13 protein-coding genes are annotated in these 16,624 nt (G+C 51.2%); all 13 read left to right on the top strand.

Going from position 1 to position 16,624, the window contains the following annotated elements:
• The first annotated feature begins 3 nt into the window (after positions 1-3).
• The 13 genes from GQE98_RS07640 (at position 4) to dnaE (ending at position 16,570) form a co-directional block, all read left to right on the top strand.
• On the top strand, positions 4-1,515 hold the full coding sequence (locus GQE98_RS07640; RefSeq protein ID WP_161315085.1) for an NADH-quinone oxidoreductase subunit M: 1,512 nt from the start codon (positions 4-6) through the stop codon (positions 1,513-1,515).
• 14 nt (positions 1,516-1,529) lie between these two features.
• Complete coding sequence (gene nuoN / locus GQE98_RS07635; RefSeq protein ID WP_161315084.1) at positions 1,530-2,969, top strand: NADH-quinone oxidoreductase subunit NuoN; 1,440 nt, start codon at positions 1,530-1,532, stop codon at positions 2,967-2,969.
• Positions 2,966-3,751: a biotin--[acetyl-CoA-carboxylase] ligase gene (locus GQE98_RS07630; protein WP_161315083.1), complete on the top strand. Its 786-nt coding sequence runs from the start codon at positions 2,966-2,968 to the stop codon at positions 3,749-3,751. The genes nuoN and GQE98_RS07630 overlap by 4 nt, the downstream gene beginning before the upstream one ends.
• Before the next feature lie 9 nt (positions 3,752-3,760).
• Positions 3,761-4,528, top strand: coding sequence for a type III pantothenate kinase (locus GQE98_RS07625; protein WP_161315082.1), 768 nt, complete (start codon positions 3,761-3,763; stop codon positions 4,526-4,528).
• Positions 4,529-4,536: 8 nt separating this feature from the next.
• The gene (locus GQE98_RS07620; RefSeq protein WP_161315081.1) at positions 4,537-6,216 is read left to right on the top strand and encodes a ribonuclease J; all 1,680 of its coding nucleotides are present in this window, start codon (positions 4,537-4,539) and stop codon (positions 6,214-6,216) included.
• Positions 6,217-6,230: 14 nt separating this feature from the next.
• Entirely contained in the window at positions 6,231-6,635 is a 405-nt protein-coding gene (mce, locus tag GQE98_RS07615) for a methylmalonyl-CoA epimerase (protein WP_161315080.1), read from the top strand.
• A 9-nt stretch (positions 6,636-6,644) separates the two neighbouring features.
• The gene (locus GQE98_RS07610) at positions 6,645-6,905 is read left to right on the top strand and encodes a DUF1467 family protein (protein ID WP_161315079.1); all 261 of its coding nucleotides are present in this window, start codon (positions 6,645-6,647) and stop codon (positions 6,903-6,905) included.
• 12 nt (positions 6,906-6,917) lie between these two features.
• Positions 6,918-7,325 carry a hypothetical protein gene (locus GQE98_RS07605; RefSeq protein WP_161315078.1) on the top strand — a complete coding sequence of 136 codons (408 nt, stop codon included), beginning with the start codon at positions 6,918-6,920 and terminating at the stop codon, positions 7,323-7,325.
• 80 nt (positions 7,326-7,405) lie between these two features.
• Positions 7,406-8,725, top strand: a complete 1,320-nt coding sequence (gene proS, locus GQE98_RS07600; RefSeq protein ID WP_161315077.1) for a proline--tRNA ligase — start codon at positions 7,406-7,408, stop codon at positions 8,723-8,725.
• Positions 8,726-8,748: 23 nt separating this feature from the next.
• The gene (locus GQE98_RS07595; protein WP_161315076.1) at positions 8,749-9,969 is read left to right on the top strand and encodes a lipoprotein-releasing ABC transporter permease subunit; all 1,221 of its coding nucleotides are present in this window, start codon (positions 8,749-8,751) and stop codon (positions 9,967-9,969) included.
• Positions 9,962-10,642: an ABC transporter ATP-binding protein gene (locus GQE98_RS07590; protein WP_161315075.1), complete on the top strand. Its 681-nt coding sequence runs from the start codon at positions 9,962-9,964 to the stop codon at positions 10,640-10,642. The genes GQE98_RS07595 and GQE98_RS07590 overlap by 8 nt, the downstream gene beginning before the upstream one ends.
• A 142-nt stretch (positions 10,643-10,784) precedes the next feature.
• Positions 10,785-12,698, top strand: coding sequence for a mechanosensitive ion channel family protein (locus GQE98_RS07585; RefSeq protein ID WP_161315074.1), 1,914 nt, complete (start codon positions 10,785-10,787; stop codon positions 12,696-12,698).
• A 386-nt stretch (positions 12,699-13,084) separates the two neighbouring features.
• A complete protein-coding gene (gene dnaE, locus GQE98_RS07580; protein WP_425501119.1) occupies positions 13,085-16,570 on the top strand; it encodes a DNA polymerase III subunit alpha in 3,486 nt (1,161 codons plus the stop codon).
• Positions 16,571-16,624 lie beyond the last annotated feature (54 nt).

The raw sequence follows: 16,624 nt of genomic DNA, 5'->3' as shown, positions 1-16,624 counted from the left end.
GTCATGCTTGATTGGCCAATCTTATCAACGGTGACATTTTTGCCCCTGATCGGGGTGGTGCTGATTTTACTGACCAGCGGCAAGGAAGAATCGGCGGCCCGTAATGCCCGCTGGGTCACCCTCTGGACCACGTTGTTCACCTTCGTGATTTCTCTCTTTATCTGGATAAATTTCGACAATAATACTGCCGCATTCCAGTTTGTGGAGAAGAGCAGTTGGCTAGGGAACAACATCAACTACCATATGGGCGTGGATGGTATCTCGATGCTGTTCATCATCCTGACGACGTTCCTGATGCCGCTTTGTATCTTGGCGAGCTGGGAAGCGATTACCGTGCGCGTACGCGAATATATGATCGCCTTCCTGATTATGGAATGCCTGATGATTGGCGTCTTCTGCGCGCTTGATATGGTGTTGTTCTACCTCTTCTTTGAGGCCGGCCTGATCCCAATGTTCCTGATTATCGGAATTTGGGGAGGGGGACAGCGCGTCTATGCCAGCTTCAAGTTCTTCCTTTATACCTTGATCGGTTCCGTTTTGATGCTGGTCGCGATGCTTACGATGTATTTCATTGCGGGCACGACAGACATTCCGACCCTGATCGATTTCAATTTTGATCCGCATTTGCAACTCTGGCTGTGGCTTGCTTTCTTTGCCTCCTTTGCGGTGAAGGTGCCGATGTGGCCGGTGCATACTTGGCTGCCCGATGCCCATGTTCAGGCACCGACGGCCGGTTCGGTTATTCTGGCCGGGGTCCTGCTGAAGATGGGCGGGTATGGATTCCTGCGGTTCTCGATACCGATGTTCCCGGAGGGATCTGAATATTTTGCACCTCTTGTCTTTGCGTTGAGTGTTGTCGCGATTATCTACACGTCGCTGGTGGCCCTTGTGCAGAAAGATATGAAGAAGCTGATTGCTTATTCCTCTGTTGCCCATATGGGTTTTATCACCATCGGCATTTTTACCTTCACCCAGCAGGGACTTGAGGGCGGCATTCTGCAGATGATCAGCCATGGCATTGTTTCCGGTGCGCTGTTTCTTTGTGTCGGCGTGATCTATGATCGAATGCATACGCGTGAGATTGCGCGTTACGGGGGTCTGGTGAACAGGATGCCTCGCTATGCGGTTATTTTCATGATCTTTACCATGGCCACCATTGGGCTTCCGGGTACAAGCGGGTTCGTCGGTGAGTTCCTGATCCTGATCGGTGCCTATCAGGTCAACACGACAGTCGCCTTCCTTGCGACTATCGGTGTTATCCTGGGGGCGGCTTATAGCCTCTGGCTCTATCGCCGGGTTGTCTTCGGTGAGTTGGTAAAGGAAGATCTTAAAAACATCATGGATGTCGGCCGTCGGGAGATGCTGGTATTTGCGCCGCTTATCCTGGTGGCGTTCTGGATCGGGATTTATCCGGAGCCATTCCTGAATGTTATGCATGCCTCTGTCATCAACCTGATGGATCAGCATGAAACGGCCATGCAGGCCAGCAAAACAATACTCAACGCGGCTAAGTAGGTAGGTTTAAAGAAATGGTTTTGCCTGATTTTTCAATCGCACTTCCGGAAATATTCCTCGCCTGTGCTGCCATGGCGCTCCTGATGGTTGGCGCGTATCGGGGGAATAAGGCGACGAGCCTGATTTGCTGGTTGTCGGTGCTGTCCTTTTTTATCGCGGGATTGCTAGTCCAGTTTGACGGATATAACAACGTCACCACATTTGATGGGTTGTATCGCGATGATGCGTATGGCGTCTTTATGAAAACGCTTTGTCTTGGCGCTTCTGCTTTTGCCATCATCATGTCGATCGACTTTAACAAGCGCGAGAAGCTGGTTCGTTTTGAGTTTCCGATCCTGATCTTGATTGCAACGCTTGGCATGATGGTCATGATTTCGGCAAATGACCTGATGACAATGTATATGGGCATCGAATTGATGAGCCTGTCGCTTTATGTGACAGCGGCCTTCAAGCGCGACAGCGTCCGCTCGACGGAAGCCGGCCTCAAGTATTTTGTCCTTGGTGCCCTATCTTCGGGGATGCTGCTTTACGGTGTCTCGCTGATTTATGGTTTTACCGGTACGACAAATTTCGATGTTCTAGCCGGCTTGTTTACAAGCGGTGGGGAAGAAGCGGGTATAGGCTTGTTGGTCGGTATTGTCTTTATGGTTGCCGGTCTCGCCTTCAAGGTATCGGCGGTTCCGTTTCATATGTGGACGCCGGATGTTTATGAAGGGGTGCCGACACCGGTCACCGCCTTTTTCGCTGCTGCGCCGAAAGTGGCGGCAATTGCGCTCTTCCTGCGGGTATTCGTTACACCCTTTGGTGATCTGGTCGAACAATGGCAGCAGATTATCGTCTTCGTTTCCATTGCGTCGATGATTCTTGGAGCCTTCGCGGCGATCAACCAGAAGAATATCAAGCGGCTGATGGCTTACTCCTCGATCGGGCATATTGGTTATGCGCTTGTCGGGCTTGCTGCGGGTACCGAAGAAGGGGTGCGCGGCGTCCTGATTTATATGGCCATTTACGTAGTGATGAATATTGGCACCTTTGCCTGTATTCTCTCCATGCGTCAGCGTGATGGTATGGTTGAGGATATTTCGGAGTTGGCAGGTCTCAGCAAGTCGCAGCCTTGGATGGCCTTTTTCTTCCTTATCTTTATGTTCAGTCTGGCTGGCATTCCGCCGCTTGCCGGATTTTTCGGGAAGTTTTACATTTTTATCGCCGCAGTCAATGCCGGGCTTATTCCCTTGGCGGTAATCGGGTTGGTTACCTCTGTGGTCGGGGCGTATTATTACTTGCGGATTGTCAAGATCATGTATTTCGACGACCCGGCCGAAGGTTTCGAGCCGACCAGCCGTACCCAGTCGATTATCATGGCGGCGTCTGGTTTGTTCATCGTCTTCTTCGTTATATTTCCTGGCCCTTTGCTTGAGGGTGCTCAGGCCGCGGCGGCTGTGTTGTTCTCGTGATCCAACCTACTGATGGCGGGATTGACCTCCCGTCGTTATTCAAGCTTACGGTACTCGACACAGTGGGCAGCACGAACGTTGAGGCACGCATACTTGCGGAAGACGGAGAAGCTGAAGGAAGGGTCGTCTGGGCAAAAAAGCAGGAGCAGGGGGTCGGTCGTCGGGGACGGCAATGGTCGAGCCCCGAGGGTAATCTTTACTGTTCCCTGATTTTGCGCCCTGAATGCGACCCGTCTTCGGCGGCGCGTCTCTCATTTCTCGTAGCGCTTGCTATCCATCAGGCCATTACAAAATTTGTAAAACCAGAGATTGATGTTCGTCTTAAGTGGCCGAATGATGTGCTGATAGAGGGCCATAAATCAGCTGGGATCCTTCTGGAAAGCAAAATGAACCCCGATGGCTTGATGGATTATGTCATCGTTGGCACGGGACTAAATATTGCGACCTATCCGGAACATACGGACGGACTTCCTGCAACGTCATTACAGAAAGTTGGCGCCGACGTTTCCGTAGAAGAAATGATCTCTGCCTATTTGTATGCGTTCCTTGACCTTTACAAGATCTGGAAGCGCGATGGATTTGCGCCTATCCGGGAAAAATGGTTGGCGCATGCGACGGGGCTTGGTGAAAAAATTACAGTCAGGCTTACAAAAGAAACCTTGCAAGGGGTTTTTTCAGGTCTCAATGAAAACGGGGCACTGATTCTCGCTTTGGATACAGGTGAAAGAAAACTGATATCGGCGGGTGAAGTGTTTATAATTCCCTCTACTCGTAATAATTAGGAGTATTTCATGTTACTGGCGATCGATGTCGGAAATACCAATATAACCTGTGCGGCCTATAAAGACCGGGAATTGGTGAACGAATGGCGGATTTCGACATCCGGTTCCCGCACTGCCGAGGAGTATGGCGTCTGGCTCAGCCAGGCAATGGCAATTGACGGATTGCAGCTGAAGGATGTGAACCATGTAATTGTTGCGACCGTTGTTCCGGAAACTCTTTTCAACATCAAGGGGTTTTGTCGGCGTTACTTCGGCGTTACTCCGCTTGTTATCGGGGAGGCGAATGTTGATCTTGGCATGACACCGCTCATCGATCGCCCATCCGAGGCCGGGGCGGATCGCCTCGTTAATGCCGTGGGCGCACATTCTCTCTATGGGGGCCCGCTTGTGGTGATCGACTTTGGAACGGCCACAAACTTCGACGTGGTGGACGGCGATGGCAATTATATTGGAGGTGTCATCGCGCCAGGGGTGAATCTCAGTCTCGATGCCCTTTACCGGGCGGCTGCCAAGCTCCCCCGTATTGCCGTAGAATCTCCAATGCGCGTCATTGGTAAGAATACAATTGAATGTATGCAGGCGGGCATTTACTTCGGCTATATCGCGATGGTGGAGGGGCTTGTCGGACGTATTCAAGCTGAATATGGCAGCGAAATGAAAACAGTGGCGACAGGTGGACTTGCCCCGCTTTTCTCGAAAGGCACGGACTTGATCGAGATTGTAAATGGTGATCTCACCCTTGCCGGGCTGGTTGAAATTTTTTATCGAAATAATTGAAAGTCTTTATGACCAAACTCGATACTACTCTAAAGGAAGGCCTTTATTTTCTCCCGCTCGGCGGCAGTGGGGAAATCGGCATGAATCTCAATCTGTATTGCTGTAATGGCAAATGGCTGATGATTGATTGCGGTATTTCCTTTGCAGACGATAGCGCGCCAGGGATCGATGTGATTGTTCCTGATCCGGTCTGGATTGCGGAGCGGAGTAAGGATCTTCTCGCGATAATCGTGACCCATGCTCATGAGGACCATGTCGGCGCTGTCGCCCGGCTTTGGCGTCAGTTTCGTTGCCCGGTATATACCAGCCCTTTCACAGCCGAGATTCTGTCGCTGAAACTTGCTGAGGAGGGGCTTGGAGATGAGGTGGAGGTGAACGTTATTGCTCCCGGCAGCTCCATGTCCATTGGCGATTACCATATTGATTTTGTTGATCTCACCCATTCTATCCCGGAAATGCAGGCTCTGATGATCACGACACCCTATGGCCGAGTTCTTCATAGCGGTGACTGGAAGCTAGACCCGGATCCGGTTGTCGGTCCGGCAAGTAACCTCGCGAAGATGCAGAAAGTTTCTGAAGCGGGTGTGCTGGCGATGATCTGTGATTCCACTAATGTGTTCAAGGAAGGGGTGTCCGGGTCCGAACTTACGGTTCAGGATAGCCTCGATCAATTACTGCGCGATACTCCAACCGGTCGGATTGCGGTAACAACTTTTGCTTCCAATATTGCGCGTTTAAAGACAATCGCACAGGTGGCCGAACGCAATGATCGTCATGTTGTCCTGGTCGGCCGGTCGCTGCATCGAATGACAGGGGCCGCGAAAAAGGCGGGTTATCTCAATGACTTACCTCCCTTTCTGAATGAAAAGGATGCAGGACATATTCCGCGCAACAAAATATTATTTCTCTGCACGGGAAGTCAGGGAGAGCCCAGAGGGGCCATGGCCCGCATCGCCCGCGGGGAGCATGCCCATATCGAGCTAACGGAGGGTGACACCGTCATTTTCTCGTCCAAGGTAATTCCCGGGAATGAAAAATCGCTGTATGGCCTGCATAATCAACTGACGGAGAGCGGTGTAAATGTAATTACAGAGGCCGATGAGTTCGTGCATGTTTCCGGTCATCCGGCGCGTGAGGAGCTGACGGATATGTACAGGATCGTGAAGCCGAAAATTGCTATTCCCGTACATGGGGAGGCGCGCCATATTCGGGCCCATTGCGAACTGGCGCTGTCTCTTGGCGTTGAGCAGGCGATTGAAATTACCAATGGAAATGTTCTGAAACTTGCTCCGGGAGAAGCGGAGATCATTGATAATGTCCCGTCTGGGCGGCTTGCTGTCGATGCTGGTGGATTGACGCCCCTTGATGGAGAATTCCTGACAACCCGCCGCCGTCTTGTTTATAATGGCAGCATAAGCGGGGTTGTTATTATCAATGAAAAAGGCCAGATAACAGAGGATCCTATTATCCGGCTGCGGGGTGTGTTGGATGAAACGCTGTATCCCGAACTGCAGAAAGATTTGCGTCAACAGATAATAATTCATCATAATCAGTTGAAAAGAAATGAAAAACTGGATGATGAGAAGGTTGAGGAAACGGCACATAATGCCGTTCGCCGGGTGTTTAGAAGGCTTGTCGGGAGACGGCCGATAACCGATATTTATGTCATCAGGTTTGAAGAAGAATAAGGAATTAATAAAAGATGATTGGACGATTGAACCATGTAGCGATTGCGGTCCCTGATCTAGAGGCCGCCACCATCATATATCGAGAAACTCTCGGTGCAAAAGTGAGTCCACCGCAGGATGAGCCGGAAAATGGCGTGACCGTTGTTTTTGTTGAACTCGATAATACAAAGATTGAGTTGCTCCATCCGCTTGGCGAGAACTCGCCGATCGAAGGTTTTCTCAAGAAAAATGCATCCGGTGGTATTCATCATGTTTGCTATGAGGTTGAGGACATTATTGCGGCTCGGGACCGCCTGAAATCCAAGGGTGCGCGAATTCTTGGGGATGGAGAGCCTAAAATCGGGGCACATAAGAAGCCGGTTTTATTCTTACATCCCAAAGACTTCAGCGGGACTCTTGTTGAACTGGAACAGGTATAGGACTCGATCATGTCTCTTGTTGGCGGCATCGTCATTTTTTGCATCACATGGATGGTGGTTCTCTTCACCGTCCTGCCTTGGGGCGTTAAGCCGCAGAATGATGAGGAAGGAGAAATAGAACCAGGCACAGTCGAGAGCGCACCGGCTAATCCCAGGATATGGAAGAAGTTTGGCATAACCACTGTCGTCACGGCCCTGATTTTCATCATTTTCTGGACGATCATCGAGCTGGAACTCTTTGATTTTCGGGCCTTTTTTCAGGATATCTAAAGGGGCAGGGGCATGATCCGGGCACTCGTTGGTTCAATATTATTGATCGGGATGACGGGTATAGCCTCGGCGGAGGATATTCGGATAGAGGTATCACGGCAGGACTGCGAACGGATCGTGAAATACACGGTGGACCCCGATGTGACTTATAAGCCTGGCGTTGATGTACACGGCAAACCCGTCGCACCCGCTGATTTAAATGGTGATCAGATCAAGTTCCCAGACCAGATCTATATTGATTTAGCCATACCGTTTAAGGATTTACTGAAAAATTATAATCCAAAACTAAAAAATGCGGAGGTTTATGTCGGAACGGTCGAATACGATATCGCGTCCGGCAAGCTTCTCTTTAATGGGCAGGAACTGGCCGATCCGGCGGAGAATGCGATTGCCCGGGAATGCCGCGAGCGCTATCAATAGGGTGAAAGCCTTGCAATCTTTGCAAATCCCGTTAAAAGTCTGAAACTCATTCAACTCTGTTTAATTGAGCCGAGGCCCTTATGCGTTTGTCCCGTTTTTTTCTACCGACCCTGAAGGAAGATCCAAAGGAGGCGCAAATTGTCTCCCACCGGTTAATGTTGCGGGCCGGTATGATTCAGCAATCGTCTGCCGGGATCTATAGCTGGCTGCCTCTCGGCTTTCGCGTTCTCAAGAATATTGAGCGGATCGTTCGCGAGGAGCAGGATAGGGCCGGGGCACTTGAAATCCTGATGCCAACCATTCAACCAGCAGATCTTTGGCGGGAATCTGGCCGATATGATGATTACGGCAAGGAAATGCTGCGGATTACCGATCGGCATGAGCGGGATATGCTTTATGGCCCGACAAATGAGGAGCAGGTGACGGATATATTCCGCTCCAACGTGAAAAGCTACAAGAACCTGCCACTCAACCTGTATCATATTCAGTGGAAATTCCGGGACGAGGTACGTCCGCGCTTCGGTATCATGCGGGGCCGCGAATTCCTGATGAAGGACGCTTACTCCTTTGATCTGGATTATGAAGGTGCAAAAACGGCTTACAACAATATGTTCGTAGCTTACCTTAAGACTTTTTCACGGCTAGGACTTAACGCCATTCCATTGCGCGCAGAAACAGGCCCGATTGGTGGAGACCTCTCTCACGAGTTTATTGTCCTTGCGGATACCGGCGAAAGTGAAGTGTTCTACCATAAGGACCTGCTCGCGCAGAAAACGCCGGATCGCGATAACTATACAGCAGAGGAACTGCAGGAAATTGTCGATCAATGGACTAGTTTCTATGCCGCCGCAGACGATATGCATGTTCCGGAAAAATGCGATGTGAGCGACGCCGATCTTGTTACCCGCCGCGGGATCGAGGTTGGCCATATCTTCCATTTCGGAGAGAAATATTCGAATGCCATGGGGGCGACAGTTGCCGGACCTGAAGGTAAGGATGTGACGGTTTCCATGGGATCTTACGGCATCGGTGTTTCCCGCCTTGTGGGCGGCATTATTGAGGCAAGCCATGACGATGACGGGATTATCTGGCCTGAAAGTGTTGCACCCTTCAAGGTGGGGCTGATTAATCTTAAGAGCGGTGATGGCGCATGTGATGCGGCCTGTGATGATTTTTACGGTAAACTGCTCGATGCGGGCGTTGATGTTCTTTACGACGACACGGCAGGTCGGGCCGGTGAGAAATTTGCCAAAATGGACTTGATCGGCCTTCCCTGGCAGGCAACTATTGGTCCGCGCGGTGTTAAATCCGGCGTTGTCGAGGTGAAAAGCCGCAGCTCCGGGAAGAAACAGGAACTCTCCGTTGATGCCGCATTAGATCTACTGGTGGGCAAGAGCTAGTGTTTTCCCGGTTTGAATGGACGATGGCGCTTCGTTACCTGCGCGCACGGCGGCAGGAAGGGTTTATCTCTGTCATCGCCACATTCTCCTTTCTCGGGATTGGCCTTGGTGTCGCAACCCTGATCATTGTCATGTCTGTTATGAATGGCTTCCGCGCGGAACTCCTGGATCGCATACTTGGCCTAAATGGTCACTATGAGGTGCGCGCGCCGGCGGAGGAGGCCTTTGTTGACTATGACGGTGTTGTAGCTCGGCTTGCGAACATTAAGGACGTGGTTCGAGTGACACCGATTATTGAGGGGCAGGTGATGGCTTCGGGCAAAGAGGCAAGCGGTGCCCTTGTGCGCGGTATGTCGCCTAATCAGCTTGCGGCTCTTGACGTTCTCTCCACTAATATTATTGAAGGATCTCTTGAAACTTTCGGGAATGATAACTCGATTATTCTAGGTTACCGGCTTGCGCGTACACTTGGTATTGCAGCGGGCGATAAGGTAAAGCTCATCTCCGCCAATGGCACCCCGACGGCTTTCGGAACGATGCCCAGAGTCAAGACTTATGACGTTGCGGCGCTCTTTGATACGGGCATGTATGAGTATGACAGCGGCTATATTTATATGTCGCTGGCGGCCGCGCAGAGTTATTTCCGACTCGGAAAGGGGATCACGGCGCTTGAGGTATTTGCCACTGATCCCGACAAGGCTCTCGAAATTCGTCGCGAGATTATTCAGGCGGTTAATATCCGCGCCTTTATCTACGACTGGCAGCAGTCTCGTGCGAGCTTCTTCAATGCCCTCGAGGTTGAGCGTAATGTTATGTTCCTGATCCTTACCCTGATTATTCTTGTTGCGGCGTTCAATATAATCTCCAGCCTGATCATGTTGGTGAAGGATAAAGGGAGGGATGTTGCCATCCTTCGCACCATGGGGGCGACGCGGGGCATGATCATGCGTGTCTTTTTTATTGCTGGTGCCAGCATTGGCGTTATTGGGACGCTGTTCGGGTTTTTGCTTGGCCTCGGCTTCTGCATGAATATCGACAAGATCAAAGGGCTTATCGAGGGGTTGACCGGGGCCGAACTTTTCTCTGCAGAAATATACTTTCTGTCGCATCTGCCTGCAAAGATAGACCCGACGGAAGTGATGACGGTGGTCCTCATGGCCCTCGTTATTTCTCTTCTTGCAACGATCTATCCTTCCTGGCGTGCGGCGCGCCTGGATCCGGTGGAGGCACTGCGTTATGAGTGAGCCTGTCCTCAAGCTGGAGAATATCGGCCGGACCTTTTCGCAAGGTCAGGAAAAGGTATTGGTCCTTGAAAATGTGGCACTTGAACTGCACCCCGGCGAAATTGTCGCGCTGCTTGGTCCTTCGGGTTCCGGCAAGTCAACGCTCTTGCAATTAGCGGGATTGCTGGAGCCGCCGACAATGGGATCGGTCATTATCGATGGGATCGATTGCAGCAAGGCGCGCGATACAAAGCGGACAGAGGTTCGTCGGGACAAGATCGGCTTTGTCTATCAGTTTCATCATTTGCTGCCGGAATTTTCTGCAGTTGAGAATGTGATGATGCCGAACCTGATTTCGGGTGTGCCAAAGAGCAAGGCGAAGAGCCACGCGACGGAACTCCTGACGCGGATGGGATTGGAGCATCGCCTATCTCACCGTCCGGCGAAATTGTCCGGGGGGGAGCAGCAGCGAGTCGCTATCGCCCGGGCACTGGCTAATAATCCACTTATTCTGCTCGCCGATGAACCGACAGGCAACCTTGACGAACAAACGGCCGAGATGGTTTTCCAGTATTTCCTCGATGTGACCCGGGATCGCGGTGTTGCCGCCCTTGTCGCGACCCATAATACTGAATTGGCTAGTCGCATGGATCGAATTGTGCGTGTTCATGATCATAGTCTGGTCGTGGACTAGGTTTCGCGAATTGCCAGTGATTTCCTGTTAAACTCTTGAATCAATCAATTGTTATTCCCGTGCGGGGAATTTGGTTAAGATAATTTAAAGCAAGTTTCGACATTATTCCCTTAACTCTGAATTGAATTGGGTATGGGACGGCATGTCGAACTTATTATCGATTTTTACCTTCAATGGATTTCTGCGGCAAAAGACATTGATCATGGCATTAATGCTGTGCTTTCTGTGCGTTGGAACTGTTGTACCCTCTGTTGTTGCGCAGGAAGTCGATGGTAGCGAGACAGTTAATCCAAGAATTGTGCCGGACATACATCCGGACCCAAGCCGTCTCCAAAGGGAGTATCTGCTTGAAAACCCCATCTCGCCTCCGGACACGTCGAGTCCGCGTGCCACGATAGAGAGTTTCCTCTTTCTCATGGGGGAAGCTCGCACTATCTGGCTAGATGTGCGTGATGATTATGCGAGGGGCGATACCCTGTTTTTGAGCGAGGCTGACGAACGGCGCCTCGGCATGGTTCGGACGATCCTTGATAAGGCGTCGCAGACCTTCGATTTGAGTACCGTTCCGGCAAGTGCGCGTGAGCATGTTCGCATTGAGGTCGTCCTCCAGCTTCTTGAAATATTTGATAGACTTGAATTGCCGACATTATCCAGCATTCCAGGTTATGAGGTGGGCATCTTTCCGGGCGCAGCCGACCTCGCGAAATTGTCCTCAAATTGGTCTGTTCCCGGAACAAAGATTGTCATTGCACGCCTGCAACGTGGCGCCGAACAGGGAGCCTTTTTATTTTCCAAGGAAACAGTTGAGCGCATTGCGGAAGATTACGAAACGATAAAAAATTTCCCTCTGAAACATGACCGGACAGAGGATCTTTATAATTATTATATCTATACGCCGGGCGGCTTTGTTGCCCCAAAATGGTATGATCTGGTCATCGCTGGACCGGATTGGCTGCAGAAGGAATTTTACAATCAGACAGTTTGGCAATGGTTAATGTTTGGCGTTCTGACACTCCTGTTTGTCCTTACGCCTGCTGTTTTTCTTCGCAGGTCTGAACAGACTGAAGAGGAAGAGGTAACAGCGCGTCGTCAAATTCGTCAGATGTCATCCTGCGGTGCCCTGATAGTCCTCGCATTACTGTATCGCTACATCTGCAACGACCAGATTAATATTACCGGCGGGCTGATGCAGGGAATCAGCACGATGACGACGACTATAATCTGGTCTTGCGTGGCGTTGCTAACCTATCAATTGTTGAATTTCCTGTATTCTTCGGCCGTTAGAAACCCTTCGGTTCCGACGGGCAGTATCGATGCGAGCCTGCTCCGGACCGGGTTTCGGGTATTTGCCTGTACAGTGGCGTTGATTATCATGGGCTATGGCGCAACGCAGATCGGTATTCCGGTCTATGGCGTGATTGCCGGTCTTGGTGTCGGCGGCCTAGCAATCGCACTCGCTGCCCAGCCAACCATCGAGAACCTGATCGGCGGCATCATTTTGTATGCGGACCGGATGGTGAGGGTTGGCGAATTCTGCCAGTTTGATAATCTTTCGGGTACGGTCGAATCAATCGGCATCCGCTCCACCCGGATTAGGGCGCTTGACCGAACGGTCATCACCATATCGAATGCGGACCTCGCCAAGCGAAAAATCACCAACTTTAGTCGTCGAGATCAATTTCATCTGCGTCATCGCATTGGCCTGAGATATGAGACCACGCAAGCACAGCTGACCGTGATTATTGATGCAATTCAAAAGTATCTTGAAGATCACGACCGGATAAAGGACGATCCGCTGAGGGTCCGCTTCGTTGAACTTGGTGACTTTTCTCTTAATATTGAAATCTACGCCTATGTTGCAGTTAGAAGTACGCCTGAGTTCCTGCGTATTCAGGAAGAAGTGCTGATGAAGATTATTGAAATTGTCCGCGCACGCGGTGCCGATTTTGCCTTCCCGTCCACAACGACCTACATCGCTTCTGATAGTGCGTCGGAGACAGATGTTTCGTTAATTAACTGGCCAAAGAAGGATGTTGCAAAAACCATCTCGAAATAAAGAAATTTTCGCCGGTTTTATTCTTCATGTTCTAAAAACTGTTAAATTACAAAGCTTTACCTGAAAATAACAGGCGTAAAAAACTTGATTGACAAAAGAACAAAACAAGAACAATATGCTTTCAGAAAACACATAGGAGCAATAGTAATGAATATCGACCAGATCATAAAAAGTGGATTTGAATGCGCGGCTTTTGCGGGTGCGCTCGGCACAATGGTGTTCTGGGCGGATATTGTGACAGGCCTTACTGGTTGATCTTCGCGTCTTGAAGATGGAACGGGAAGAGGGGAGTTATCCACAAGAAATTTAAGGGATGAGGCTGTCAAGGCCTGATCTTTTTGAAGGGACATGCAATAGTGGGGCGGCTTAAATCACAGATTGGAGATGTGCCGTTGTCCCGCGCCGAAAATGACCCCCGTTTCGTTCATTTGCGTGTCCATTCCGCTTACTCCCTTTCGGAGGGGGCGGTCCCGGTCAAAGATCTCCAGAAGCTCTGTGTGAAAAACCAGATGCCGGCTGTGGCGATCACGGACACCAGCAATATGTTTGGTGCACTGGAATTCTCTTTGGCCATGATGAGTGGCGGTGTGCAGCCTATTATCGGATGTCAGATCGCCATTATGCGCGAAGATGGTGTCGATCGAAGTGGCCGGCGGCCGGAGCCAGACTCCGTCGTGCTTTTGGCTCAGGATGAGACAGGATACAACAATCTCTTGAAATTAACCTCTCATGCGTTTCTGAAAACGGAGGCAGGGGAGACAGCGCAGGTTTCTTATGATGTGCTTGAGGAAAATTCGGCGGGCGTGATCTGTCTGACGGGGGGGGCGGAGGGGCCAATCGGACGATTGATCGCGACGGACCAGCTGGACGGGGCGGAGATCTATGCGCGAAAGCTAGCCAAGACATTCGATGGCCGTCTTTATATGGAACTCCAGCGTCACGGCCTACCGCTTGAGCAAAAAACCGAGCCCGGCTTTTTGAATATTGCCTATGATCTCAATATACCGCTGGTAGCGACTAATGAGGTATTTTTCGCTGGGCGGGATATGTATGAGGCTCATGATGCGCTTCTTTGTATTGCGACAGGCAAGTATGTCGGCGACCAGGACCGGATAAAGCGCTCACCAGAGCATTATTTCAAATCACAGTCCGAGATGGTCGAACTCTTCTCTGATTTACCGGAGGCCATTACGAACACACTCGTAATCGCACAGAGATGTGCTGTTGCCTCTCCTAAACGTGATCCTATTTTGCCAGATTTCTCTTCCGCGGAAGGGCGGGATGAAGCCGGGGAACTCGCCGCGATGGCAACGGATGGTCTTAAGATCCGGCTTGAAAATGAAGTTTTTACTGACGAGATGACAGACGCCGAGCGGGCGGCCAAGTCGAAGGAATATTTCGACCGGCTCGAATATGAGATTGGTGTCATCAATGAAATGGGTTTTCCGGGCTATTTTTTGATCGTTTCGGATTTTATCCAGTGGTCGAAAGAGCATGATGTGCCGGTGGGGCCGGGGCGTGGCTCGGGCGCGGGTTCCGTTGTTGCCTGGGCGCTGACCATCACCGACCTGGACCCCCTTCGCTTTGGCTTGCTCTTTGAGCGGTTCCTGAATCCCGAACGCGTGTCCATGCCCGACTTCGATATCGATTTCTGCCAGGACAAGCGCGAACAGGTGATCCGTTATGTGCAGGAGAAATATGGTCATGACCAGGTGGCGCAGATCATTACCTTTGGTAAGCTGCAGGCCAAGGCAGCCGTGCGCGACGTCGGGCGCGTTCTCCAGATGCCTTACGGTCAGGTCGATCGGATCAGTAAAATGATACCGGCTAACCCGGCCAACCCGGTAAGTCTACAGCAAGCACTTGATATTGAGCCACGATTGCGCGAAGAGCGGGCAAATGATCCTGAAGTTGCCCGTCTCCTCGAGATCGCGCTGCAACTTGAAGGGCTGTATCGTCATGCGTCGACCCATGCTGCCGGCGTTGTGATTGGTGATCGACCGCTGGATGAATTGGTGCCGCTTTATCGTGATCCGCGCTCCGACATGCCGGTTACGCAGTTTTCGATGAAATATGCTGAGACGGCCGGGCTGGTGAAGTTTGACTTTCTTGGTCTCAAGACTCTAACTGTTCTGGACCGCGCCAAAGCTCTCCTTGCCCGCCGTGGGATTGATATTGATTACGCCAAAGTTCCGCTTGATGATCCGGCCGTGTTCGAGCTTCTCTCCACCGGGAATACAATTGGCATTTTCCAGCTTGAAAGTTCAGGCATGCGGGACATGCTCCGGAAAATGCGACCCGACGCTTTTGAGGATATTATTGCTATCGTTGCGCTTTACCGCCCGGGCCCGATGGAGAATATTCCCACCTATATCCGCCGTAAGCATGGAGAAGAAGAACCGGATTACCTGCATCCGGAGCTTAAATCCGTGCTGGAGGAAACCTATGGCGTCATCATCTACCAGGAACAGGTGATGGAAATCGCGAAAACACTTGCAGGCTATAGCCTCGGCGATGCTGACCTTTTACGCCGGGCGATGGGTAAGAAAATCCAGTCCGAGATGGACGAGCAGCGCGCTATTTTCGCGAAAGGCGCAAGAGAAAAAGGAATTTCGGCGAAGGACGCCACCCATATCTTTGATCTGGTGGCAAAGTTTGCCAATTACGGTTTCAACAAGTCGCATGCAGCGGCCTATGCTCTTGTCTCTTATCATACGGCTTACCTCAAGGCGAACTATCCGGTTGAGTTCATGGCCGCATCCATGAGCCTTGACATGAACAATACGGATAAACTCAATATCTTCCGGCAGGATCTGGAGAGGATGAAAATCCCGATTTATCCACCGTGCCTGAATAAGTCGGACGTGGAGTTTTCTGTAGAGTTTGAGGGCGATCAGGGGGCGGTGCGCTATGCGCTCGCGGCGGTCAAGAATGTTGGCCGGGAGGCAATGGCCGGAATTGTGCGGGAGCGTATAGAAAATGGAGCCTATAAGGACCTTTTTGATTTTGCTGATCGCCTCAACCCTAAACATATGAATAAACGTCAGGCGGAAAACCTGGTCCGGGCCGGGGCTTTTGATGATCTGCTGGAACATCGCGCGCAGGTTTTTTCCTCCATCGAAATTCTAATACGTCAGGCCCAGCACTCAGAGGAGGAGCGGGGATCCGGTCAGGTTAACCTGTTTGGCGGCGCGGCGGAAACGCTAGTGGTCCGGCCCGACCTGCCGGAGGTAGCCCGTTGGACAACCATGGAACAATTGAAGCAGGAGTTCGATGCCATCGGCTTTTATCTCTCCGGCCATCCTCTGGATGCATGGGATAAAACACTTGATAAGGCCGGAGTCCGTAATTCGGTAAGTTATCTTGCCGGTCTTGGAGCGACGGAAAGCGCCGGAACTCTTGCCGGTACTGTCATGGGTAAGCGGGAACTTCGAACGAAAAAAGGAAAGCCGCTGGCATTTGTTCAGCTTTCTGATGCGACTGGTGCATTTGAAGTCACCATGTTCTCGGAAACGCTGGATAAATACCGTGAACTTCTCGTGGTTGGCCAGTCGCTTGTTCTCAGGGTGACCGGAAATCTTGACAATGATCAACCCCGGCTCACTGTCCAGAGCTTGCAACGGCTTGAAACACTTGCAGCGAATATTGCTGACGGGGTACGGATTTTTGCGAATGATGACAAGCCGATCTCGGAAGTTGCCGCTATCCTCAAGCAGGGCGGTCGGGGTCGCGGGCGTGTCGCCCTTGTCCTTAACCTGGAGGCTGAAGCCAAAGAGGTCGAATTTGATTTATCCGATAAGGCCAATATCACGCCGGAGGTGCGGCAGGCGCTAAAATCCGCCCTCGGCGTTATCGACGTTCACGATATTTAGCCCTTTGTAGCTGAATTGGGAGGGAATGAGTATTTTTCCCTTGCATCTGGACGC

The sequence above is a fragment of the Sneathiella litorea genome (assembly GCF_009882915.1).
Taxonomy (GTDB): Bacteria; Pseudomonadota; Alphaproteobacteria; order Sneathiellales; family Sneathiellaceae; genus Sneathiella; species Sneathiella litorea.
Note: the sequence above shows the minus strand (reverse complement) of the source record. Positions and strands in the feature narration are given on the sequence as shown.